General features: G+C 69.2%; 21 protein-coding genes. 7 read left to right on the forward strand and 14 right to left on the reverse strand.

Translation table 11 applies throughout. The features are described from left to right. Positions 1 to 60 precede the first annotated feature (60 nt). A complete protein-coding gene (locus ACSRUE_RS10985; RefSeq protein ID WP_441290961.1) occupies positions 61 to 1,044 on the forward strand; it encodes a LysR family transcriptional regulator in 984 nt (327 codons plus the stop codon). Between the two features lie 130 nt (positions 1,045 to 1,174). Here ACSRUE_RS10985 and ACSRUE_RS10990 read toward each other — a convergent pair whose 3' ends face one another. From ACSRUE_RS10990 to ACSRUE_RS11020, 7 genes are all read right to left on the reverse strand, one after another. Next, a complete protein-coding gene (locus tag ACSRUE_RS10990; RefSeq protein ID WP_441290962.1) occupies positions 1,175 to 1,624 on the reverse strand; it encodes a hypothetical protein in 450 nt (149 codons plus the stop codon). Between the two features lie 8 nt (positions 1,625 to 1,632). After that, positions 1,633 to 2,607 (reverse strand): hypothetical protein, encoded by a 975-nt coding sequence (locus ACSRUE_RS10995; protein WP_441290963.1) that lies wholly within the window; start codon positions 2,605 to 2,607, stop codon positions 1,633 to 1,635. A 67-nt stretch (positions 2,608 to 2,674) separates the two neighbouring features. Next, positions 2,675 to 3,592 (reverse strand): hypothetical protein, encoded by a 918-nt coding sequence (locus ACSRUE_RS11000; protein WP_441290964.1) that lies wholly within the window; start codon positions 3,590 to 3,592, stop codon positions 2,675 to 2,677. Positions 3,593 to 3,865: 273 nt separating this feature from the next. After that, entirely contained in the window at positions 3,866 to 8,890 is a 5,025-nt protein-coding gene (locus ACSRUE_RS11005) for an AAA family ATPase (RefSeq protein ID WP_441290965.1), read from the reverse strand. 909 nt (positions 8,891 to 9,799) lie between these two features. Further along, the gene (locus tag ACSRUE_RS11010) at positions 9,800 to 10,045 is read right to left on the reverse strand and encodes a hypothetical protein (protein ID WP_441290966.1); all 246 of its coding nucleotides are present in this window, start codon (positions 10,043 to 10,045) and stop codon (positions 9,800 to 9,802) included. 396 nt (positions 10,046 to 10,441) lie between these two features. Next, on the reverse strand, positions 10,442 to 10,837 hold the full coding sequence (locus ACSRUE_RS11015) for a type II toxin-antitoxin system VapC family toxin (RefSeq protein WP_437943399.1): 396 nt from the start codon (positions 10,835 to 10,837) through the stop codon (positions 10,442 to 10,444). Further along, on the reverse strand, positions 10,834 to 11,073 hold the full coding sequence (locus ACSRUE_RS11020; RefSeq protein WP_437764093.1) for a hypothetical protein: 240 nt from the start codon (positions 11,071 to 11,073) through the stop codon (positions 10,834 to 10,836). The genes ACSRUE_RS11015 and ACSRUE_RS11020 overlap by 4 nt, the downstream gene beginning before the upstream one ends. A 757-nt stretch (positions 11,074 to 11,830) precedes the next feature. On the opposite strand from ACSRUE_RS11020, the gene ACSRUE_RS11025 reads away from it, so the two are divergent. After that, positions 11,831 to 12,142, forward strand: coding sequence for a LysR substrate-binding domain-containing protein (locus tag ACSRUE_RS11025; RefSeq protein WP_441290967.1), 312 nt, complete (start codon positions 11,831 to 11,833; stop codon positions 12,140 to 12,142). A gap of 320 nt (positions 12,143 to 12,462) precedes the next feature. On the opposite strand, the gene ACSRUE_RS11030 is transcribed toward ACSRUE_RS11025, so the two are convergent. From ACSRUE_RS11030 to ACSRUE_RS11055, 6 genes are all read right to left on the reverse strand, one after another. Further along, positions 12,463 to 12,597, reverse strand: coding sequence for a hypothetical protein (locus ACSRUE_RS11030; RefSeq protein ID WP_441290968.1), 135 nt, complete (start codon positions 12,595 to 12,597; stop codon positions 12,463 to 12,465). A gap of 340 nt (positions 12,598 to 12,937) precedes the next feature. Beyond that, the gene (locus tag ACSRUE_RS11035; protein WP_441290969.1) at positions 12,938 to 13,888 is read right to left on the reverse strand and encodes a TauD/TfdA dioxygenase family protein; all 951 of its coding nucleotides are present in this window, start codon (positions 13,886 to 13,888) and stop codon (positions 12,938 to 12,940) included. 1,089 nt (positions 13,889 to 14,977) lie between these two features. Beyond that, entirely contained in the window at positions 14,978 to 15,472 is a 495-nt protein-coding gene (locus tag ACSRUE_RS11040) for a DUF3368 domain-containing protein (RefSeq protein WP_441290970.1), read from the reverse strand. Then, positions 15,469 to 15,756 (reverse strand): UPF0175 family protein, encoded by a 288-nt coding sequence (locus ACSRUE_RS11045; protein ID WP_441290971.1) that lies wholly within the window; start codon positions 15,754 to 15,756, stop codon positions 15,469 to 15,471. The genes ACSRUE_RS11040 and ACSRUE_RS11045 overlap by 4 nt, the downstream gene beginning before the upstream one ends. A gap of 159 nt (positions 15,757 to 15,915) precedes the next feature. Further along, positions 15,916 to 16,209 carry a hypothetical protein gene (locus tag ACSRUE_RS11050; RefSeq protein WP_441290972.1) on the reverse strand — a complete coding sequence of 98 codons (294 nt, stop codon included), beginning with the start codon at positions 16,207 to 16,209 and terminating at the stop codon, positions 15,916 to 15,918. An 89-nt stretch (positions 16,210 to 16,298) separates the two neighbouring features. Beyond that, on the reverse strand, positions 16,299 to 16,859 hold the full coding sequence (locus ACSRUE_RS11055) for a hypothetical protein (RefSeq protein ID WP_441290973.1): 561 nt from the start codon (positions 16,857 to 16,859) through the stop codon (positions 16,299 to 16,301). Between the two features lie 85 nt (positions 16,860 to 16,944). On the opposite strand from ACSRUE_RS11055, the gene ACSRUE_RS11060 reads away from it, so the two are divergent. The 5 genes from ACSRUE_RS11060 to ACSRUE_RS11080 all read left to right on the forward strand — a co-directional run bounded on the left by ACSRUE_RS11060 (position 16,945) and on the right by ACSRUE_RS11080 (position 20,762). Then, positions 16,945 to 17,208: a hypothetical protein gene (locus ACSRUE_RS11060; RefSeq protein ID WP_441290974.1), complete on the forward strand. Its 264-nt coding sequence runs from the start codon at positions 16,945 to 16,947 to the stop codon at positions 17,206 to 17,208. Positions 17,209 to 17,788: 580 nt separating this feature from the next. Next, the gene (locus tag ACSRUE_RS11065; protein ID WP_441290975.1) at positions 17,789 to 18,220 is read left to right on the forward strand and encodes a hypothetical protein; all 432 of its coding nucleotides are present in this window, start codon (positions 17,789 to 17,791) and stop codon (positions 18,218 to 18,220) included. 126 nt (positions 18,221 to 18,346) lie between these two features. Then, positions 18,347 to 19,696 (forward strand): helix-turn-helix domain-containing protein, encoded by a 1,350-nt coding sequence (locus tag ACSRUE_RS11070; protein WP_441290976.1) that lies wholly within the window; start codon positions 18,347 to 18,349, stop codon positions 19,694 to 19,696. Continuing rightward, entirely contained in the window at positions 19,693 to 20,508 is an 816-nt protein-coding gene (locus ACSRUE_RS11075; RefSeq protein WP_441290977.1) for an ExeA family protein, read from the forward strand. Before ACSRUE_RS11070 ends, ACSRUE_RS11075 begins: the two co-directional genes overlap by 4 nt. Continuing rightward, complete coding sequence (locus ACSRUE_RS11080) at positions 20,505 to 20,762, forward strand: hypothetical protein (protein ID WP_437277927.1); 258 nt, start codon at positions 20,505 to 20,507, stop codon at positions 20,760 to 20,762. Before ACSRUE_RS11075 ends, ACSRUE_RS11080 begins: the two co-directional genes overlap by 4 nt. Before the next feature lie 392 nt (positions 20,763 to 21,154). Here the strand turns inward: ACSRUE_RS11080 and ACSRUE_RS11085 are convergent, their stop codons facing one another. Beyond that, positions 21,155 to 22,168: an ImmA/IrrE family metallo-endopeptidase gene (locus ACSRUE_RS11085; protein WP_441290978.1), complete on the reverse strand. Its 1,014-nt coding sequence runs from the start codon at positions 22,166 to 22,168 to the stop codon at positions 21,155 to 21,157. Between the last annotated feature and the right edge of the window lie 192 nt (positions 22,169 to 22,360).

Below are 22,360 nucleotides of genomic sequence, written 5' to 3' on the forward strand. Positions count from 1 at the left end.
TGGTCGCCGCGGGTGCTCATGAACATTGTACAAATGCGTCCATCCGCTCATCATCTTTTGATGAGCCCAGCCGAGCCCTCGTGGGACCTCTACGGTGCCTTCCTTGCCGTCATGCGCACCGGCAGCCTCTCCGCCGCCGCGCGTGCCCTCGGCGTCGCGCAGCCCACCGTGCGCCGCCAGATCGAGCAGCTCGAGTCGCAGCTCGGCGTCGTGCTCTTCACCCGCGCGCCGAACGGCCTGGTGCCGACCGAGCTCGCGCTCGCCACGCTGCCCTACGCCGAGTCGATCGCCGCGAGCGCGCGCGCCCTCGTGCGCGCCGTGTCGAGCCCCGCCGATGCCGACCGCGGCACCGTGCGCGTCACGTGCAGCGAGGTCGTCGGCGCCGAGGTGCTCCCCCCGATGCTCGCCGCGCTCCTCGTCGCTCATCCGCGCCTTCAGATCGAGCTCGTCGCCACGAATCGCACCGAGGATCTCCTGCGCCGCGACGCCGATGTCGCCGTGCGCATGGCGGAGCCGACGCAGGCCGGCCTGGTGAGGCGCTGCGCCGGGCGCGTCGAGCTCGGCCTCTTCGCCACCGGGGCGTACCTCGCCGCGCGCGCTGCCCCGACGTCGCTCGCGGGGCTCGTGCCGGGCCACGCCCTCATCGGCGCCGACGGCTCCCGCGCCATCATCGACGCGCTCGCCGCCGCCGGGCTCGTCACCAGGCCGCGCGATTATGCGTTCCGCAGCGACAGCGACATCGCGCAGCTCGCCGCGGTGCGCGCCGGCCTCGGCATCGGGGTGTGCCAGCTCCCGCTCAGCCGGCGGCCGGTGCCGCTCGTGCGCGTGCTGCCCGCGCTCGCCTTCCACCTGGACGTCTGGGTCGTCATGCACGAGGATCTGCGCGCCGTGCGCCGCGTCCGCCTCGTCTTCGAGCACCTCGTCGCGCTGCTTGGTGCCTACGCGACCCAGGCACGCGAGACACGGCCGGTGGCGGCGAAGGCCCGGCCGCCGGGCACGCGGGGAAGGCCCAGCTCGGGCCGAGCGGCGAGGACCCGTTCATGACGGCCGAGGTGGCTGGCCTGGGATGCACGATGAACTCGTACTCATCGATCAATCCCAGCTCCGCCAACGCACCGCGCTGCTCGGAGCTAGCCAGTCAGTCCACCTCTGGGCCTCTCTCTGCACGGAGGCGTCACGAGCGACGTCGCGCGGTCGGCGACCATTCGAGCCGGAGCTCCGGATACTCCTGCCCAAAGGGGTCGCGCTCCAGCTGCGCGGCTTTGCTGAACTCGACATCTCGTGCGCCGTCGACGTAGAGCAGCCGAAACGGGCAGCAGCTGCCGTCCACAAAGGCGACGCAGAAGGTCGTGAACGGATTCGTCAGACCCGCGGGGCCAAGGATGAACGCTTCAAGCTCCGTACGATCGGCGAAGCCCCAGACAGAGGACGCTGGCACATGGGCCTCGTGATCGACGACGAGGAAGCGATCGTTCAGCTCGAGCTCCGTGGAAAACGGCGGCTGAAGAACGCCGGTCGTCATTTCGATCCTGGAGAGCGTCTCCAAGAGGTCGCCGCCGTCGAACGCCCAGGGATCAGCGACAGCGCATGCGGTCAGGGCGTCGGCCAGCTGAATCAGGTTCATGGAAGCGCTCATCCACTCGTTAGCCAGGACAGCGATGGCGACTGCTGGAGCCCGATACGCCACGCAGACACAACTCCTCGCTTGGACGTTGTGTCGATTGCAATCAGAAGCTCACGATCATGAACGACCAGCGCGACCTCGAGCGGGGCAGGGAGCTCATGTCGCGCCGCAACCTCCACGGATGTCCCGTCGCACGTGCATACATAGACATCCTGCCCATCAGCAAGAACGAGTCGCCGGCCGTCAGGACTCAGGCTCAGCCAGGAAAACGGGACGGGGGCATCCATCGCGACCACCTTGGCGCCGGGCTGAGCTCGCACGAATGCCAAGCGTCCTGACATGCGATTGTGGGTCACGCTCTGGCTGGTCACGTCAAACGGAACGCCGAGACCAAGGAGAACCACGGCGGCTTGGTCCGCGTACGCTGCATGAATGAAAGGGCCCGGCGCTGCGATCGCCGTGAGGGTCACTTCGGCGGCATCGAGCATCGCAACGACGCCCTCGCTGCCTGAACATATCAGCGCGCTTCGCGCGTCGTGACGATAGAGCCCCTGGCAGGAACCGACTGTCTTGCGGCGACAGGAGCCGTCATCGAGATGGAAGAGCCCTGCCGTTGGTCCTCGCGAGGACATGCACACAGCGAGCTCGCCGATGCGCACAACGTGGTGAGCGTACTGTGGCACACCCTTGTCCCAGCGCCTCATCTCGCGCAGAGTCGCTCGCTCGAGCTCAAGAAGGCGCTTGCCGGATGCGACAAGGATGGATTCTGGCGAGGGGCTCAAAGCCGTCGAAACCACGGCGGACCGGACGCGAGCGGCGCCGGTGACCTCGCCGTCCGACAATGACAAGCGCCGGAGCGACAACGATGCGAAGGGAGCGCCCCAGCCATCCGAGACCAGCAGAGAACCCGTCATGGCATCCAAGACAGGCACCATCGAGCCGGTCAGCGAGTACGGAAGTTCGGTGGTCCAGATGGGTGTCATTGACGAGTGGGGAGATGAAGGGACGGGCTTTCAGGATCTCTGGCCAGTCGGGTCGCACCATCGACCGTCAGGAGAGCACTTCGGTGGCCGTCTTCGCCCCGAGGACGTTCTCGATCCAGCGGTCGAGGGTCGCGACGTCCGTGCATGCCTGGATGCGCGCGCTCTCGTCCCCGGTGAGCACGATCCCTGCACGCGCAAGCAGCCGCAGCAGCGTGTCCCTCTTGCCCTCGAGCCTGCCCTCTCGCATGCCCTTGAGCTCGCCCTCACGGATGCCCTCGAGCTTGCCGCGATCGATGAGCTTCTGCACGAACGGGGGAAACGTCGCCTCGCCTTCGATCTGCCGTTCCATGACCAATGCCTCCAGAGCCTGTCTCATCGGCTCACGCAACCCGTTCCAGATGAGCTGAAAATAGACCATCGCGTGCGCCTGGTCGAGCCGGCCGAGGCCGGCGAGCGCCGCCTGGACTACCGTCAGCCCGCTTGGCCCGTTGCCGTGCGCCACCGCCGACAGCACGGCGAGCTCCGTCTCCTTCTCCGCGTCGGCCGGGTCGGTGATCTCGGGAACGACGGCCGGACCGAGCACCAGCGGCTCGACGTTGCCGAGGCCCAGGCCGAGGTCGATGTTCTCCGCCGCCCAGGCCGCCACGCCCGCGTCCGGCGCGACCACGAGGACGACCGTGCCGCAGCGCTTCCTGGCGCGCACGACCGTGACGTACGCCGGCCACGAGTACTTCTTGTCCGGGTCCACGTCGCGCTGCACCTCGAGGACGATCGCCAGCACCAGCGCGTCGCTCTCGTCTCGAAGCTCGAGCACCAGATCGGCGCGGAACTCCACCGGGATGAGCTGGTCGAGCGACGACTCGACAACCGCGACCGAGGCGTGAGGCGGCACCTCGACGTGGAAGAGCGTCGCGAGCAAGCGGGGCGCGAGCTCCGGGTGCTCGCGGAACATCTCGACGAGGGCGTTGTGCTCGAGCGTCGGCATGACGCCCGGCCTCGAGCACGCCTCATGCCGGCACGAAACGCCGGAGAAATGCGAGCAGAGCTCCAGCTCACGGGGTGGCGGCGCCATGGCGGACGGGGACAGCCACCGCTCCTCCCCAGAAGCTCACGATCATGAACGACCAGCGCGACCTCGAGCGAGGCTGAGAGCTCTTGCCGGACGCGACGAGGATGGATTCTGGCGAGGGGCTCAAAGCCGTCACGCTGGCGAGGCGCGAGGGAGCGACCGAGAGGCCCCGGCCGCGGCGCCGGCGCGTCAGCCGCGGGTATGGGCGAGCGCGTAGGCCATGCCGCTCTGCAGCGTGCCGAGCGTCAGCAGGCCGCCGAGCCCGGCGGCGTGGCGGACGAGCAGCTGGGCCGTCTCGGGCCGCACCCCGGTGAGGATCGCCTGGGCGCCGACCAGGCGCAGCGCGCTCGCGGCCCGGGCGAGGATCGCCGCCGGGGCGGCATCGAGCTGGCGCACGCCGGTGATGTCGAGGATCACCACCTGCGCGCGCGTGCGGACCGAGCCCTCGAGGGCCGTCGCCAGCACCTGCGACGCGCGGGCGTCGTCGAGCACCCCGATCAGCGGCATCACCACGATGCTCTCCGTGATCGGCAGCAGCGGCGCCGCCATGTCCGCCAGGCGCTTCTCCTGGACGCGCAAGATCTCCGCCTGCGCCGCCGACCGCTCGCGCTCGGCCCGCTCGCGCTCGCCGATCTCGCGGCGCGTCTGCGCGTGGGCCTCGCGCAGCGCCTCGCCCTGGCGCACCAGGTCGGCGTTGACCGCCTGGAGCTGATCGAGCGCGGTCTTCAGCTCGTGCGTGCGCGCCTCGACCTGCTGCTCGAGCTGCTCGCGGGCCTGCTGCACGCTGGCGTAGAGCCGGGCGTTCTCGATCGCCACCGCCACCTGCGCCGACAGCAGCTGCAGCAGCTCGACGCGCTCGGGCGCGAAGGCGTCGCGGATCGCGTTGTTCTCGACGTAGAGGATCCCCGACAGCCGGCCCTGGTGGAGCAGCGGCAGGCACAGCACCGAGCGCGGGCGCTGGCTGGCGACGTAGGGGTCGCGGGCGAAGCGGGGCTCGGCGCCGGCGTCGCCGAGCAGCACGCACTCGCGGCTGCGAGCGACGAAGCGGACCACCGAGGTCGCCAGGGCGGCGTCGTCGCGCATCGGCTGGTCGAGGCCGACGCGGACCTCGTCGGGCGCGGTGCGCATCTCGGCGGCGATCGACAGGTCCTCGCCCCGCGGCACGAGCAGGAAGCCGCGCTGGGCGCCGGCGCGGAGCATGACGATCCGCATCAGGCGGTCGAGCAGCCGGTCCAGCACCAGCTCGCCGGCGACCGCCTGGGCGGCGCGCATCAGGCCCTCGAGGTCGAGCGAGCCGACGCCGAGCCCGCGGTTGGTGCTCGTCGAGCGGCCCGTGCTGTGCCCGGCGCGCGCGGGCGCGGGCGGGGCGAGCAGGTCGGCGCGGGTGAGCAGCAGCTGGCTCGCCTTGGCGGCCGCGCCCCAGCGGGCGAAGCCGACGTGGGCGTCCTGCAGGTAGGCGCCGGCCAGCGCGCGACGGTTGCGGCGCAGGTGCAGCCGCGCCGCGCACTCGCTCGCCAGCGCCGCGTGGAGCACGAACCCGCGCGCCTGCGCCTCGGTGATCGCCTGCTCGTAGCCCGCGATCGCCTCGGCGTCGCGGCCGGCCAGGCGCGCCGCCTCGGCGTCGAGCAGGTGCTGGAGCGCCACGAACTGCGACGGGTTGCTCGTCGACCACGGCCGCAGGGCCGCGCGCTCGCGCTCGAGCTGTCGCGCCAGCGCCTCGCGCTCCGCCTCGCCGGCCGCGTCCCAGCGGGCCGCGGCGACCAGGCCCGAATAGGAGTACTGCTCGGGCGAGTACATGTGCCCGGCCCCGGCGCCGCTCTCGTGCAGCTCGCGGGCGCGGGCGGCGAGCTCGAGCCCGCGCTCGTACTCGCCGTACAGGTAGGCGAGGCGCAGCTTGCTGACCGCGTAGAGCCACGGCACGAGCCCCCCGGGCGGCATGTGGGCGACGAACGCGTCCTCGTCGAAGCCGTCGCCGCCGAGGGCGCTCGTCGCCGACTCGCCCATCAAGTTGACGACCACGCGGCGCATGAACTCGACCACCGCCGTCGACGCGACGTCGCGGGTCTTCCGCAGGAGCGCCGTGACGTCGTCGATGCGGGCCTCGGCGCCGCGGATGTCGGCGTCGGCGATCAGCGCCAGCGCGGCCGATTGCAGGCAGTAGAACGACACGTAGGCGAAGTTGCCGACCTCGAGCGCGACGCGCCGCGCCGAATCGCGGTACTCCTCGCCGGCCGCGTACGGCTGGCGGTAGAACACGACCGACGTGCCGAACAAGAAGTGCACCATGCAGCGGGTGCGCAGGTTGCCGGTGCGCTCGTTGAGCTTGACCCCGAGCTCGCCGAACTCGTAGGCCTTGCCGAGCTCGCCGGTGACGCCGGCGAGCAGGAGGCTGTACACCGCGTAGCTGTAGTCCGACCCGTCGACGTTGCCGTGGCGCAGCGACAGGTTGACCATGTGCAGCACGATCAGGGGGAACAGCGCCGGCCTGCCGACGAACACGGGCCCCGACATCGACGCAAGGAGCCGCATCACGACCTCGACGTCCGGGTCGCGCGCCGGCGGGGCGTCGAGCAGGGCGCCGATCCGCCGCTCGCCGAGGTGCTCGTGGGCCGCCGCGAGCGCGGCCGCGACGGCCTCCTGCAGCGCCGGGCCCTCGTCGGGCAGGCCGATGCCGTACATCGCCAGCGCCGCGCGCCCGGCCGCGACCACCGCCGCGAAGTCGCCCATCGCCGCGTGCAGGAGGACGCGGAGGTCGTAGACCTGCGCCCGCTCCTCGCGGGAGCGCGCCCGCGCGAGCGCCTCCTCGAACAGCGCGTCGGCCTCGGCGAACGCCCCGCACAGGTACGCGCACTCGGCCAGCTCGACGCGCAGCGCGAACCCGAGCTCGAACCAGCGCGCCCACGGGTCGGCGCCGAGGCACTCGCAGCCGGCCTGGAAGTACTGCCGCGCCGCGTGGTAGGCCGTCGCCGCGCGCGCCCGCCGGCCCGCGCGGAGGTTGAGTCGCGAAAGCTCGAGCCGCTCGTCGCCGCCGATCCGCGGCAGCGCCAGGTCGAGGTGGCCGACGACCTCGAACAGCGCCTCGTCGGGCACGCCCGCCGGGTGCGCGTCGCGCAGCAGCCGGCCGACGCGCAGGTGCGTCGCCTCCCGCACCTCGCTCGCCAGCAGCGAGTCGGCGGCCTGCTGCACGCGGTCGTGGAGGAAGCGGTGGAGATCGTCGCCCTCGCCGCCGGCGAGCGGTACCACCAGGCCCTCGCGGATCAGCTCGCCGAGCGCCGCGGTCGCGTCGTCGTCGCCGTCGTCGCCGCCGACGGCCGCGAGCACGCGCCACGAGAAGCGATAGCCGACGCACGCGGCCCGCTGCAGCAGCCGCTGGGCCGCGGGGGTCAGGCGGCGGATCTTGCTGGTGACGAGGGTAACGACGTTGTCGGTGACGTCGCGCGCCTGCACCTGCGCGTCGTCCCACACCCACCGGCGCGCGGCGGGGTCCCAGCGCAGGAGGCCGTCCTCGGCGAGCAGCAGCAGGAATTGGCCGATGAAGAACGGGTTGCAGTGGGTCTTCTCGCCGACGATCCGCGCCAGCGCGGCGACCTGCGGCCGCTCCATCACCAGCGTGTCCGCCAGCAGCTCCTCGACGTCGGCGAGCGCCAGCGGACCGAGCGGCACGTCGCCGACCTCGACCCCCGCCGCGCGCAGATCGGCGAGCGCGGCCGGCAGCGGGTGCTCGCGGCCGACGTCGTCGTCGCGGTACGTGCCGAGCACCAGCAGGTACCTGCATTCGGCGTCGAGCAGCATCTCTTGCAGGAGGCGCAGCGACGCCGGGTCGACCCACTGCAGATCGTCGAACACGAGCACGAGCGGGTGGTCGGCGGCGGCGAAGACCCGCAGCAGGGCGGTGAAGATCAGGTTGAAGCGGTTCTGCGACTCGGCCGGGCCGAGCCGCGGGACCTCGGGCTGCGGGCCGACGATGAGCTCGAGCTCGGGGATCAGATCGGTGAGGAGCTTGCCGCTGCTGCCGAGGGCGGACGCGAGGGCGCGCCGCCACGCCTCGAGGACCTCGGGCGCGGCCGTCAGCAGGGTGCGGCACAGCTCGCGCAGCGCCATGGCGATCGGGGCGTACGGCGCGCCGTGGTCGTACTGATCGCACTTGGCGGCGACGAAGAACCCGCCGCCGCGGGCGACCGGCGCCGCCAGCGTCTGGACCAGCGCCGACTTGCCGGCGCCGCCGGGCGCGCGCACGAGCAGCAGCGTGCGCGCGCCGTCGGCGACGCGGGTGAAGGTCGCGAGCAGGGCGTCGATCTCCTGCTGCCGTCCGTACAGGCGCGGCGGGATCCGCGGGGTCGACGGCCGGTCGGCGCTGCCGAGCGCGAACGGCTCGATCGTCCCCGTCGCTGCCCACGCGGCCGCGCAGCGCTGCAGGTCGGCCCGCAGCCCGGCCGCGCTCTGGTAGCGATCCTCGGCCGCCTTGGCGAGCAGCTTCATGATGATGTCCGACAGCACCGGCGGCACCTTCGGCATCAGCGCCGCCGGGGCGACCGGCACGCGCGCGAGCTGGCTGTGGACCAGCGCCATCGCGTCGCCGGCCTCGAACGGCAGCACCCCGGTCACCAGCTCGTAGAGCGTCACGCCGAGCGAGTACAGGTCCGAGCGCGCGTCGACCGGCCGGTTCATGCGCCCGGTCTGCTCGGGCGACATGTACGCCAGCGTGCCCGCCATCCCTGCGCCCGCATCGACGCGCGGCGCCCCGTCCTCGCCGCCGGCGATCGCCAGGCTGAAGTCGATCAGCTTCACCTGCCCGGTCGCCGGGTTGTAGACGATGTTGTGCGGCTTGACGTCGCGGTGCAGCAGCGGATAGCGGTGCAGCAGGTCGAGCGTGCCCGCCACCTCGACGCCGATCGCCAGCACGGCCGCGAGGTCGAGGGCGCCGGCGTGGAACAGCACGTCGAGCGAGCGGCCGCCGCAGTCCTCGAGCACCAGCGCCAGCTCGTCGCCGATCGTCTCGAGCGCGTGCGGCTTGATCACCCCCGGCAGATCGAGCGATCGCAGCACCGCGAACTCCCGCCGCAGCGCGCCGTGGATCGCCGGCGCGAGCGGCCCGCCCTTGCCGATCTTGACGACCACGCGGGCGCCGTCGCGGGCGCGGACGGCCCGATGGATCACCACGCCCTCGCTCTCGTGCAGCTTCGCGGTGAACGTGTACGCGCCCTGTTCTGCCATGCTCTTGTGCCTCGTGATCCGTCGATCGTCGCGCCCAGCCGCCGCGCGAATCCTCGATCGCGCCACCGCTTCCGAGCGTACGTCCCGAGCGTACGTGACGCGGCGCGACCGGGTAAAGCATCCGCGCCAGCGCATCGTCGCATCGCTTACCGCCGCGGCGATCCGAGGCTCGCGGAGACCGCGGACTGTGCGCGGCAACACGCGCCGGCGTCGGCTGCAAGTGCCGGTCAGGCGCCTCTTGCTGACCGGCAAAGCTCCTGCGGAGCGGGGTACGTCGACGCAAGATGCTCCCGCCACGCCGCTCCAGTCGCAGCAGTGTCCGGGGACATCGCCACTCTCCGAGGCCGCGTGCTGCTCCGCCCCACGTCGCGCCGGACCTCGATGACGATCGCCAGCACGAGCGTGCCCTTTTCGTCTCGAAGCTCGAGCACGCGGGCGGCCTCCTGTGCAGCCCGTCGGCCCTCCTGAGCAGCCCCGGCGGGCCTCCTGCGCAGCCCCGGCGTCGTCTCGCGCGCCTTTGTGGTTGCTGCGCAATTGTTCCTCCCTCGTGCGCCCCCCTCCGCCAGCTCCGTGGCCCGCTGCCCGCGGCGCCGGGCACGCCGCTCCCTTCGATCTGATGCGCGGCACACCGCCTCTCCTGGCCCTCGGCCTGAGCGCCTCCTTTGAAAGACCGTACCCCGGTCTTTACCCGCCCGACGCCCTGCCAATCTGCCGCGGTCCGGGCAGCCCGCGAAGCGCGCTGCCCGGACCGTCGGCAGCATTGGCTCGTTGGGCAGCTCCGCGTGTATCGCGCGGCTCACAAACGCGGCTCCCATGGAAGTTAGTCAAAGCCTGGTTCCTGCAGACTCGTGCTTCTTGAGCTTCACGCCCATTCTCAGGCTTCTCCGGCGGCTGCGAGGACGTGCTGCTTCAGCGCGGCGCCGCCAGCGCGATGGCCGCAGCCTCTCCGGGGTCGAGCTGCACGAGGAGCTGCCGCAGAAAAGGCCCATCGAGCGGCGCGGCCACGACCAACGCATTGGCACCTGGCGCCTCACGCCAAGCGCCGAGGGCGTGCTGGCCTCGATCGAGCTCGTCGACCACCTGGGCGGGAACGAGCACGCGCCCGAACAGAAGCCCGAGCAACGGAAGCTGTCCGATCCGGAGGAGGTGCGACACGGGCGTGTTGTTCTGTCGTTCTCGAAGCAGGGCACGTGGTGCTTGCTCCAGATTCGTGACGGCGTTCGACTGTGGATCGACGCTCCGTCGGCCCAACGTCGCAATCAGCTGTGCTGCGCGACGAAGGCGCGCGCGGCACCGTCGGCGCACCCGGCCAGGGCATCGGGCGCATCAGCGAGGCCGGCTGGGAAGCGGACTGGGCCGGCGACGGCGGCTGGGGCACGCCGGGCCAGGGAGGCGGCGGACGCGGCGGCCGCAGGGGCGGGCTCGGCGTGTGCGGCGCGGCGTCCAAGGGGGGCGCCGGGGGAGGATCGGGAGGGGCCGGCGGCTGGGCGGACGAGGCGGCGACGGGGGCGAGAACGGCTACCCGAGCATCGGCATCGTCGCGCTGCACGCTCATGCATCTGCCCAGATCACACGGACATCGTAGGGCGTCATGAGCCGATCGGCGGTGACGAGCTGGATGTCCTCGACCTGGGCCTGCGCGACCAGGATCCGATCCAATGGATCCTTGTGATGCGGGGGAAGTCCGGCGACCTGGAGGGTGTGCCGTTGCTCGATGGGCAGAGAAAGGTGACCGAGGGCGGCCATGCGAGAAGGAATGTATTCGGCAGGCGGGATGGGAAGGGAGAGCTTTCCGAGCGCGTGCTTGATGACGATTTCCCACGCTGTCGCTGCCGAGATGTAGACGTCAGTACCTTCTGCGACGAGCATCTCCACGACGTCGCGCCTGATCCTCTCGGGGTCGGCGACGAGCCAGAGCCAGCAGTGTGTGTCGAGCAGCAACCTCATGTCTCGCCATCGAACGCTCGCTGTAGGTCCTCCGGCAGCGGCGCGTCGAAGTCATCGGCGATCTGGACCGTACCCCGATCCATGCCAAGCGCTGCCCGCTTGTCGCGTGGCGCAGCCTTCTGCGGGGCGGTGATGAGGACGATCACCTCCGCTGGACCTTCTGGAAGGTCTGCGGGCACCAGCAGCTCTACCCGACGGTCTGCGGGGATGACGATGGGGATCTTGGCGGCTTGCACGGTGCTTCCTCCTGCGCCGTTATCGGCGATCTCAGTCTAGCGTCAGAGCTCCCCGGCGTCACGCGCGATGCCCGAGGCGGGCCGCCCGGTGCGCGCGGCCCGGACGAACACGTCCGGCAGGCGCCGGCCCGACCCGGCGCGATGTGCCGGAACCTGTGCCTGAAAGACCGTACCCCGGTCTTTATCCGCCCAACGACTGCGGTTCTGCCCGCGAGTTGGGCGGCACGTGCCGCGAGAAATCCGCCGGGATGGGCACAAGTTCAACCACCGCCGACCACGATTGGGACGAGGCCGGAGAGGTCGATCTGCGCGACGATATCGACGGCGAATCAGCGCGTCAGAGTGCCTTCGATGTCCCATCGGGTAATTGGTCGAGGGCGTCACCTTCACGCTGGGGCCGCCGGGCAAGGGCGGCATCCGCTGGGACGACCAGGGCGAGATGATCTCGGGAGAGGACGGCGTCGCCGTGGAGACGCTCCGGTTTCCTGAATGGCTGGATTGGAGCTCGCCCAGCGAGCCGCGTCGGTGGAAGCGGGCGCGTCCTCAGGCCCGGGGGGGAGGACCACCGAGCGCGGCACAGAGCCGCCGCTGATGGGCTGCGTCGTTACGAAGTTCTTCATCGAGCCACCGCGACCGGGCCTGGCGGGCCGTGCGCCGTGTTCAGCATCTGCCTAGAGGAGGCCATGGCGAGGCCCGCCATCGCCCTTCCGTGATAGGAGACCGCACCAGTCGCCGGTATGTACGGGACGCTTCCCACGTGGTCGCGGAGCCGCGCGCGCGGGTCGCGGTCAATTCGCCCGCTGCGGCGGTGGTGGCGGCCAAGGCAGGCCTGGGGATCACGAGAGCCCTGGACTACCAGATCGCATCGGAGCTGCGAAGCGGAGCCCTCACGCCGCTCCTCGAGGCCTTCGAAGTGCCTGCTCTTCCGATCCACCTCGTCTTCTCCGGTCAGGGCCGCCTACCGCTGAAGGTCCGCGCCTTCCTGGACTGGATGGCGCCCCGGCTGCAGGCCCGGCTTGCGGCCGAAGGCGTCGGGGCGCTGGCGGGGCAACCGAGGCCAGGCGCCTAGCGGCCCGCCGAGGCGACGGCAGCCTCTCGTTTTACGAGAGGGAGCCTCACGATCTGATCCACTGCAGCGCCGCCGGCGCGACGGCTACCTCGTCAATGATGGAATCGGAATAGCGCATGATGTTACTCCTCCACGAGCTCCAGAGGCGTGCAGATAATCGGAGGCTCGAAGCCACCAGATCGGCAGATCTCCTCGCTCTTGGGGCGCATCGTGGCGTTGGCGAGCGGCTCGCCGCTACGACGTCGGGTGCAGAGCCCGGGTTGGCTCGTCACTGGACGTCCAACCATCAGGGCTTGATGGGACCGCATGCGGCGCTCCCATCACCTCTTTCTCCAGTAGTCCTCGGTCGTCAGCTCGGTCTCATCGAGGCTCTGGATCAGCGCGGCCGCCACGGCCGCTCGGTCCTCCGCCGACAGACGCAGCGCTGCGACCAGGACATTCTCGACGTCGCTCATGATGCAGGGAGCTTACCGCAAGTTCGGTCGGGTCACGAGCCGGGCCCGCCTCGGCGCGGGTCCTGGGCGAGGGGCCGTGGCTCGCGGCGGCCCTGGTCCTTGGTCCGCTGCCCGGCGAGGGCCGGCATGCAGGTCACGAAGAACGGAGCCTGGCTCCTTCCCGACCAGAGGCCGCTCGTACCCGAGCTGAAGCGTTCCTCGCCGCCGGCGAGCCGCCCGCCCGGGCTTCACGGAGAACTCGATCCGCCTTGACAGGCGGCCATCGTCGGCACGGTCTTCGGAGCGCGAGACCACCCGACCAGCCGGGGCGCCGGCGCGGAGACGGCGTGGGGGCGCGGCGTCAGCCGAGCACGCCGAACAGCTCGCCTTCGAGCGGCCGCGAGCGGAACCCGTCGGGCCCCTGGGGCAGCTCGCCTGCGACGGTGATGCGGCGGACGACGCGCGGCAGGTCGAAGTGGGCGTAGTCGATGGGGCCGGCGTGGGCTGTGGCCTGGTTGTCCCATACGGCGATCGCGTTGGGCGTCCAGCGGAAGCGCACCGCGTACTCGGGCCGTGTCACCTCGTCGGCCAGCATGTCGAGCAGCGCCTGGCTCTCGCGCTCTCGCAGGCCCACGATGTGGCTCGTCGTCCCCGGGTTGACGAACAGCGATTTGCGGCCGGTCCGCGGGTGCACGCGCACGAGCGGGTGAAGCGCGGCGAACGGGCCCACGGCCCTGCGGCCCGGCCTGGGCTCTGCGCTATCGTAGCTGCTCGTGCGGTGGACGGCCTGGAGCCCATCGACGAGCGCCTTGATCGTGGGCGACAGGCCGTCGTAGGCGCACTCGAGGTTGCTCCAGAGCGTGTCGCCGCCGTACGGCGGGATCTCCACGCCGCGCAGGATGGAGTACCTGTTCGGGTTGGCGACGAAGGTGATGTCGATGTGCCAGCCCTTGTAGTCGCGCGGCGGCTTGGCGGTGGGGATGGAGAGGTCCGACCGGTGGTTCTCCTTGTACTCGGCGGCCTTTCGTTCCCAGATCTCCGGGTGCTCAGGGAGCCCCAGCGCGATCGGGTGGGCCGGCGTCAGCGGGCCGAAGGAGCGGCCGAAGGTGAGCAGCTGTTCGTTGGAGATGTCCTGCTCGCGGAAGAAGATCACCTTCCATTGGAGCAGGGTTTGCTCGATTGACTGCACCGTGGCGGGGTCCAGCGGCTTGCGCAGGTCGACGCCGTGGATCTCCGCCCCGATCACGGGCGTCAGCGGTCGTACATCCAGCCGCAGAGGGTCGGTGTGTTGTTCGGCAATGAGGGCGGACATGGCACTCTTCTCGCAGTCTTGAACGAGCCTGGACGCCAGCTCGCGGCTCGCCCTGAGCATGCGCCGTTCCAGTCCGGTGACTCGAGCAATTCTTGTAGGGCCGCACAGCTCGGGGCATGGCGCCACCCCGCCGTGGCGACGCGGTCGCGCGGTCCGTCGCGCCGAGCGCGCGTGGAGCAAGGGGGTGCTCTCGACGATGCACGGCGAGGGGGCGGAAGCGTGATGTGCCGCCGCGCCTGTTCCGCAGGCAGCAGCCTTGCGGGTGCAGTGTTGCGCACGAAGCAGTCCCCGGGGGGACCGAGCAGCGAGGTCGGCTAGGAAGCGGACTGGGCCGGCGACGGCGGCTGGAGCATGCCGGGCCAGGGCGGCGGCGGAGGCGGCGTGCGGGGCGCGCGGCGCGCACGGCAGGCAGTGAGGTGATCGCGGGGCGGGGGACCAGGCGGAGCGGCGGCGCGGCGGCCTCCTGCGCACTGCGCAGCGCCGCCGGCCGTCCTGCGCAGGCCATTGGCCTTCCTGCACAAGACCCGGCGCCTTCCTGTGCGGCCCCGTCGACCCTCCCGCGCAGCCCCGGGGGGTCTCCTGCGCGGCCTGGGCGCCTTCCTGTGCACCCGCGTTGGTGTCCTGCGCAACATTCGCCCCTGTCCTGCGCGGCCTCCGCGCCCCTCCTGCGCGCCCCCGTTGGTGTCCTTCGTCACCATCGTCTGGCTCCTGGGCAGCCCCGGTGGGTCTCCTGGGCAGCCCCGGCGTCGTCTCGCGCCCGTGGCCGCGGCGGCGCCGTCCGCGATGCAGGAGAACTGCACGCTCGGCGGGCTGTGGTGGTCATGCATCTGCCCAGAGCACACGGAAATCGTAGGGCGTCATGAGCCGATCGGCGGTGAAGAGCTGGATGTCCTCGACCTGGGCCTGCGCGACCAGGATCCGATCCAATGGATCCTTGTGATGCGGGGGAAGTCCGGCGATCTGGAGGGTGTGCCGTTGCTCGATGGGCAGAGAAAGGTGACATCGCACGGCTCACAAACGCGGCTCCCATGGAAGTTAGTCAAAGCTTAGTTGATGCAGACGTGTGCTTCTCGAGCTTCACGCCCATTCTCAGGCTTCTCCGGCGGCCGCGAGGACGTGCTGCTTCAGCGCGGCGCTGATGTGAAAACCTTGACGACCGAGCGCGTCGATCCACGCTCGCACCTCGCCAAGGTGCCCCTGACGTTTCCCCTCGAGCAAGACGCCGAGGGTCCCCGTCATCCGTAGCCCGTGTCGCCGGCCCACCTTTCTGCCGTCAACCTCGTCGATGAGCAACAGCGACGCGCTCCTCTCGACCGCCAGCGCGATGGCCGCAGCCTCTCCGGGGTCGAGCTGCACGAGGAGCTGCCGCAGAAAAGGCCCATCGAGTGGCGCGGCCACGACCAACGCATTGGCACCTGGCGCCTCACGCCAAGCGCCGAGGGCGTGCTGGCCTCGATCGAGTTCGTCGACCACCTGGGCGGGAACGAGCACGCGTCCGAACAGAAGCCCGAGCAACGGAAGCTGTCCGATCCGGAGGAGGTGCGACACGGGCGTGTTGTTCGTCACCACCAGCGGCGTCGTCATGGGAGTCCGCCACTGCCCGCGGCTCGCCGGAACGCAGCGAAGTCGGCGAGATCCTCATCGAAGTCCTCGACCGTGAGCCGTGACGGGATCCCGCGCTGCCCGAGGAGGTCGTCGAAGGCAACCCGATCCATCCCCGACAGCCGGCGAGCGGCGGCCTTGGGCAAGAGCTCGCGAGCGTACAGCTGCACGGCCAGCTCCCGCTTGAGCACGGCCTCCCGCTCGAGTGGCGGAATGCGTGCCTCGTCGAGGATGTCGTCCGAGATTTCGAGGTTGAACGTTCCCATGCTGCCTCACGTCCTGCCGGTGCACCCCGACGATCCCACCCGACGCCGCCGCCTGCAAGGCCGAGATGCTCCCCGCCCTACACAGCCCGCGGTCGACGGCCGGGCGAACGTTCACGTGACCCCGGGGTCCACTCCAGGCGAATCTCGCGTCGACGCAGCTCACTCATCGTCGGTGGGATCGTCGTCGGGAGCGACGTCCGCCGGGAGGGCGCGCTCGCCCGTATTCTTGAGGGCGGACCACGTGGGCGGATTCTCGATGGCCGCACCGAGGCGGCGCATGTCCTTCTCGAAGTAGGGCACGTAGTGCTTGCGTATCGAGTCGTAGCTCGACTTCGGCAGCGCTCGCTCCTTGACCTCGTGAAGCAGTTCGTTGATGCGGTCGTTGCTCATGCCGCCGAGGACGCCCCCATAGATGATCGCGCGGTGGGCGGGATGTCGTCGTTTGCCGGCCATAGAAATCCTTTGCGTTCAGAATCAAAAATCCAGATTCGTGACGGCGTTCGACTGTGGATCGACGCTCCGTCGGCCCAACGGCTTCCCGCTCACCCGCGGGGCGCCGTGCCGAGCTTGCGAGGCACAGCCGCACCGTCGGGTGCAGCGGGTTGTTGGGCGGCACTGAATGCGAGCAAAAATGCCCGCAAAGCGCGAAGCCCGAGTTCCTCCGGGTCATGCCCCAAGCGGGCCGCCAAGCGATTCCACTCGGTGCGCTCGTCTTGCGACTGAAAGGTGACGAACAGGGTGCGCGTGTCGTAGTTTTTGGCCAAGACAGGCCACAGCTGATTGTGGCTATGGGACTCACCCGTCCTTTTGATCTGTGCAACGAATACGGTGCCTTCCAAGCGAAACTTGCGATGCTCCTGGTCCCTATTGCAGTAGCCGCGGGAGTGCTCCGCGATCAACCCGAGCACATCGTCGTACTCGACTGGGTCGCCATCAAGGATAGCGCTCCTGATCTTCGCATCCCAAGTCTGGTCGAAGCGGCCGACCGCTTCTTCGTCGGACATGCAATCCCGCTCCTCGAAGTCCGTTCCGAAGAGATGGTACCTGCTCGGACGAATGAAGTAGACCTTCTGCTTCCTCGGGATATCGTTCATGATCAACATGGTAACTCCTGTACCCACGACCCAGCTACTCTTCCGCTTGCTGGCCGTGCCGAGCTAGTCTCTGCATGAGATATTCGTTACGGAGGTGAACTCGACATTGGTATCTGTTACCGGCCAAGGTCGCCTGAATGACATCCAAATCGTACTCCGTAACCTCGCAGCGGTGCGCAGCATCAATCAGGACGTCTTCGGTCGACTGCCAAGCACTCACTCGCATGTGGGCGGCGAGTCGTCGCTTCGCTCGATCATCGGTCAGCACACCACCGCCGTCTCGTTCCGCGACAAGAGCGCACGCGATTTCCCCGAGGTCAGCGGTGCGCGGCCCCATGTTACTGAGCACCGTCGTTGATGCCGATGGTGCGCCTGTCGATCCAGCTCTTTGATGGCGGGGTGCTCGACCTACCAGAGAACACCATCGCCGAGGCGGATCAGGCGCGATGACGGGGGAGGTGTCCGAGGGCAGCAAGCTGGCAGGGCGCTCCCCGGCCATGCATTGCGCCGAGTCCGATGAAATTCTCATCGTAGCTCGTCCTGAGCACGATCGCGCCGGTCGAATCCAGGAGCACAGGAAAAGAGGGAGCGCGCATTGCGTTCGCCTCTCGAAAATTACCAGCACGACTCCTCACCCGTCGGCGTAACGAACGGAGTAGGTCAGCGGCAGGAGCGGAGCATCGGCGCGGCGCCGGCCACAAAATAGGCGACGGGAGGAGCTCGTTTGGCCGCGTGCCCCCTCCCGTCGTGCTCCGAATCGCTTGAAAGAGCGGAGCCCTCAACAGATCGTCCATTTGGACCTCGATGTCAAAGGCTGGCTCGCTTCCCCGCCCACCGTAGACCGCGCGCGGCCAGCCCGCTGCCCCCGTTGCGGCGCGGCGGGGTGCCCGCTGGGGGGCGGGTTGGGGCTGTGGGGTCACGGAACGCGCTCGCGGCAGGTGCGCGGGCCGCTGGCTGCCGGCGAGCGCGGCGGGCTCGTCACGATCGAGGCGCGCCGCTATCGATGCCGCCGCTGCAGCGCCGCAATCACGGTCGTGCCACGGGGCATCGCGCCGCAGCGGCACTTCGCCGCGACCGCGATCGGTCTGGCCCTGCTGCTCGTCGGCGTTGCCGGTGCAGCGCTCATCGAGGTACGGCGGCGCGTCAGCCCCTGGTCCGCCAGCTTCGATGCTGACAGCTGGGTGACCGTGCGGCGTTGGCTACGCGCCATCGACCAGGGGCGCCTCTCTGCTGCGGTCCGCCCCAGTCCCCTCGCTTCATCGCTGCGGCAGCGGGCCGAGCGGGCCGCGATGACGCTCGTCGCGATGGCGCCTTGTGCGGCCGAGGTCCCCGAGGCCGCCGTCATGGCGGGCGCTGCGCGGGCTGCGTGATGGCAACAGGCCCGCTCGTCGGGCTCATGTCGGACCCCACCCGGTTGGATCCTCGGTCGGCGGAGCGCCTTGCGCTTGGATGGCTGTGCGGCCGGTGCGGTGTCACCGGCGCGGAAAGGACACGACGTGCAAGACCTCCTCCAGCCGAAGGACCAATCGGAAGCGGTGGCGCTCTATCGCAGCGAGATCATCGGCTCGCTCATGCACCGCGAGCTCGACCGCGGAGAGCTCGCCGAAGCGCTCGCCGAGCTGAGCAAGCAGCGGTTTCGCCCACCGCGCGCCCATTCCCCGCGCACCTACTCCGTCCCCACGCTCGAGCGCTGGTATTACGCGTACAAGACCGAAGGTCTCGAGGGCTTACGCCCCAAGCCCCGCAAGGACAAGGGGCGGGCGCGCGAGCTCACCCCCGAGCAACGGCAGATGCTGCTCGAGATCCGAGAGGAGCACCCGAGCGCCTCGGTCTCGCTCATCCTCGACACCTTGATCGCGGCGGGCCGCATCGACAAGGGCGCCATCTCCGCCACCACGGTGCGACGGCTGTATGCCGAGCACCACCTCGATCGCGTCGCGCTGCGCGATCGCACGGGCGGCAAGGTGCGGCTGCGCTGGCAGGCCGAGCATCCCGGCGCCCTGTGGCACGGCGATGTGTGTCACGCGTCGCCGATCCTCGTTAACGGCAGCCCGGCGCCGGTGCGCATTCACGCGCTGCTCGACGACGCCTCGCGGTACGTCCTCGCGATCGAGGCGATGAGCGCCGAGCGGGAGGTCGACATGCTGGCGCTCTTCATCCGGGCGCTGCGCAAGCACGGCGCTCCCGACGCCCTCTACCTGGACAACGGCTCGACCTACCGCGGGCACACCTTGCACCTTGCGTGCGAGCGACTCGGCACCACCCTGATCCACGCCCGCCCCTACGACGCCCCCGCGCGCGGCAAGATGGAGCGCTTCTGGAGGACGTTGCGCGAGAGGTGCCTGAACTTCACCGGAGCGCTCGGGTCGCTCCACGACCTCAACGTCCGGCTCTACGCATGGGTCGACGAGCACTACCATCGCACACCGCACGCGGCGCTCTTCGGCAAGTCCCCCGCGCAGGTCTACGAGGAGTATCCCCACGTCACCGACGACCTCGACGAGCGGAAGCTGCGCGACGCGCTCACGACCCAGGCCCGCCGGCGCGTGCGGCGTGACAGCACGCTCTCGATGGATGGGGAGGACTGGGAGACCGATCTCGGCTTCCTCGCCGGCCACCTCGTCACGGTGTCGAGGTGCCTCGTCACGCCGAACGAGCCGCCCTGGATCGAACACGAGGGCAAACGCTTCGCCCTGCACCGGGTCGATCCGGTGAAGAACGCCCATCGGCCGCGACCGGCCTGCAACCTCGATGTCGCTCACGAGGCGCGCGTCCCTTTTGACCCGCCGAAGGCCCTCCTGGACAAGGCCCTCGGACGAACGCCCCGCGATGACGAGGAGGGATGACCATGGACTTCTGCAGCTACTTCAGCTTCACCGCAGAGCCATTTTCCAAGGAGGTCGAAGACGGCGAGCTCTGGCTCCCCCCGTCCAAGCAGATGCTCCTCGAGATGCTCATCGAGGCGGTGCACGCCAGAAAGAGCGTGCTGCTCGCCGGTGACCCCGGCGTCGGCAAGACGTGTCTGCTCCGCGCGCTCCGTCATGCCCTTTCGCCGCAGACGTTTCGCTTGACCTACTGCGCCAACGTGACGCTTGGACGCCGGGACTTCTATCGACAGCTCTGTCTGGCCCTCGGTCTCGCGCGCTGCAGCACCGCTGGAGACGTCTTCTACGCGGTCAGCACGCACGTCGAGGAACTCGCAAAGGAGCGCGTATTTCCGGTCTTCGTCCTCGATGAGGCCCATCTACTTCATCAGGACACACTCGATCATCTTCACATCCTCCTTAATTACGCCTGGGATAGCCGCGCACTGCTTTCGCTCGTGTTGCTTGGCTTGCCCGAGCTCGGCGAGCGGCTCCGCGTGCGCCGCAATCGCTCCCTGTATTCGCGCCTCCATTACCGATTGACCATCGACCCGCTCACGCCGGACGATACGGCCGACTATCTGCGCGTACGTCTCGGCCGAGTCGGCTGCACCAAAGAGCTCTTCACCTCGGACGCGATCGCGATGCTGCACGAGGCGGCCGCCGGCAGCCTGCGCGACACCGACCGACTCGCCACGGCCGCGCTCCGCGCCTCTGCGCGCAAGAAGCGCAAGCTCGTCGAGCGCGACGTCCTGAGCCGCGTCCTGCAGCTGGACGCAGAGGAGGCCGGATGAACCCCGTCCCCTTGGCCGAGGGGGACACGCGGCGCGGCGACGCCGCGGGCAGCGCAGCCGCCGCCCTCGTCGCGGCCCTCGCGCTCGCCCGCGACGCGCTCACCGCGCGCTACCCGGGCGACCCGGATCCGCTTTGCCCTCGCCTCTACGCCGTCGACGTCGTGCTCCACTACCTCGATCGGCTCGACGACGCTCTCGCTCGCTACCACGCCGTCCTCGACGGCGATGACCGCCTCCCCCTCCGCATCGACTGAGAGCGCCGGCGCTCTGCGACCGCCGCAGTCACCCGACGCATCGCCTCGCTGCAATCGCGGTGAGCGGAGATCCAGCTCGATAATGGCCATCACAGAGCCGGATCTTCCGGCCATCAAACAGCCTGCTCGGTAACACCCCAAAGACGCGATGCGAGTCAGGTCTCCTACCGAGAGAAAACTCACGGAGATCTGCCCCGTGGAGATGGCCGCATGCGCAGCCTCACGCGTGTCGCGATGGGAGCGCGGACCAGTGAGCTCGTACTTGTAGACGTATTCGGGGACGCGCAGCGGCGATCGGCAGCGTACCAGAGTGCGGACGTGTCCGATTGCGTGAAAATTGATGAACACGCACGTGTCGAGCATCCAAACCTTCACTCTGAGCGCGTCGTCCGTCATAGTGCCATCCCCATCGACTGCGCGAATTCATGGGCATCGCGCAAGTTCATACCCAGAACCTCGGCATAGCGTCCGAAAGTAATCTTGCCCTCAATCAAGGCCCGTCGCAGGAGTTCCAGGAGCTGTGAACTGACGCCGGTCTGTAGCGCACGGTTGCGTCGCTGACTTTGCGCCTCCGTGAGACCATCGGGCACTTCAGGGTCACGCTTTTCGGCGCGCGAAACGACGACTGGCTTCTTCCTCTGAAAAGACCGCGCGGTTCGCTCGCTGATCCAACCCGCATCAAGCATCCTATAGACTACGGTCTCAGTGTTGAGATGATACTCAAGCGCGATTCTGCGAATGAGACGCAACAAGCCATCGATGTCTTGCGGCCGATCGTAGGAAGCAAGCGCGGCTGAGGGGAGCAAAAAATGCGCGGCAAATCTGTTCGCGCGCAGCTCAGCGAGTTCTGCTGAGCTGTATCGATAGGAAACGACGCACCCCTCGGCCTCAATCGTATCGCGATCAAATAAAGCATGAGCATATTCATGCGCCGCAGAGAAGAACTGCCTATAAAGATCGTCGTCATAGTTGACGAGAATGCAGATTCCAGAATGCGGATGCACAACGGTAAGGCCCGATAGGTCGGAGTCCTCAAGAATGTGCCGAAGCACTCTGCATCCTTGGGAACGCAGAACGTCGAAAATATTGTGAACGGGAGCAACTCCGAGCCCCAATCGAACGCGCTCTGCCTCTGCGGCATGTGCAGCCTGCTCAATGTGCTTCGCACGGCGAAGCTGGTGTGGCGGATAGAGGGGCGGGAGCGAAGGACGACTGGCACCGACAATGCTCTCTACCTCGGCTTCGGCGAGGCACATTGCCATGAACCGTCCAATGGCATAAAGATCGGCGGGCTTCGGATCCGAGAGTGCACGGTACACGCGACGGGTTTGTTCTTCGTCCGCATCCAGCTCAGTGGAGATGAAGTAGCGGAAATCCCTATTAAGTATGCGTTCTGTAGACCCCATCCTCGCGCGGTCCGCGCAGTCGCCGTAGATTCGCGGCGCGATGCGAGGGCGAGAGCGGCCTACGGAGCAGAGTGGCGGAGACCGGCAGCGAGCGGCGGAAGGCGCGATGGCCCCCAGCGCCGCGGCCAGCGTCGTTCGCAGGCGCAGGTCGAAGCCGAAGGCGGCCGAGGCGCCTACGGAGCCGGCGTTGTC

The organism is Sorangium sp. KYC3313, assembly GCF_052075895.1.
GTDB lineage: Bacteria > Myxococcota_A > Polyangia > Polyangiales > Polyangiaceae > Sorangium > Sorangium cellulosum_B.

Excerpts from the sequence above, each read along its gene's own strand:
- ACSRUE_RS11040 (WP_441290970.1), bottom strand. The coding sequence starts at position 15,472 with ATGACGACGCCGCTGGTGGTGACGAACAACACGCCCGTGTCGCACCTC.
- ACSRUE_RS11000 (WP_441290964.1), bottom strand. The coding sequence starts at position 3,592 with ATGCCGACGCTCGAGCACAACGCCCTCGTCGAGATGTTCCGCGAGCAC.
- ACSRUE_RS11080 (WP_437277927.1), top strand. The coding sequence starts at position 20,505 with ATGAACCCCGTCCCCTTGGCCGAGGGGGACACGCGGCGCGGCGACGCC.
- ACSRUE_RS11015 (WP_437943399.1), bottom strand. The coding sequence starts at position 10,837 with ATGAGGTTGCTGCTCGACACACACTGCTGGCTCTGGCTCGTCGCCGAC.
- ACSRUE_RS10995 (WP_441290963.1), bottom strand. The coding sequence starts at position 2,607 with ATGACACCCATCTGGACCACCGAACTTCCGTACTCGCTGACCGGCTCG.
- ACSRUE_RS11045 (WP_441290971.1), bottom strand. The coding sequence starts at position 15,756 with ATGGGAACGTTCAACCTCGAAATCTCGGACGACATCCTCGACGAGGCA.
- ACSRUE_RS10985 (WP_441290961.1), top strand. The coding sequence starts at position 61 with ATGAGCCCAGCCGAGCCCTCGTGGGACCTCTACGGTGCCTTCCTTGCC.
- ACSRUE_RS11085 (WP_441290978.1), bottom strand. The coding sequence starts at position 22,168 with ATGGGGTCTACAGAACGCATACTTAATAGGGATTTCCGCTACTTCATC.
- ACSRUE_RS10990 (WP_441290962.1), bottom strand. The coding sequence starts at position 1,624 with ATGAACCTGATTCAGCTGGCCGACGCCCTGACCGCATGCGCTGTCGCT.
- ACSRUE_RS11050 (WP_441290972.1), bottom strand. The coding sequence starts at position 16,209 with ATGGCCGGCAAACGACGACATCCCGCCCACCGCGCGATCATCTATGGG.
- ACSRUE_RS11005 (WP_441290965.1), bottom strand. The coding sequence starts at position 8,890 with ATGGCAGAACAGGGCGCGTACACGTTCACCGCGAAGCTGCACGAGAGC.
- ACSRUE_RS11075 (WP_441290977.1), top strand. The coding sequence starts at position 19,693 with ATGACCATGGACTTCTGCAGCTACTTCAGCTTCACCGCAGAGCCATTT.
- ACSRUE_RS11055 (WP_441290973.1), bottom strand. The coding sequence starts at position 16,859 with ATGTTGATCATGAACGATATCCCGAGGAAGCAGAAGGTCTACTTCATT.
- ACSRUE_RS11035 (WP_441290969.1), bottom strand. The coding sequence starts at position 13,888 with ATGTCCGCCCTCATTGCCGAACAACACACCGACCCTCTGCGGCTGGAT.
- ACSRUE_RS11030 (WP_441290968.1), bottom strand. The coding sequence starts at position 12,597 with ATGAGCGACGTCGAGAATGTCCTGGTCGCAGCGCTGCGTCTGTCGGCG.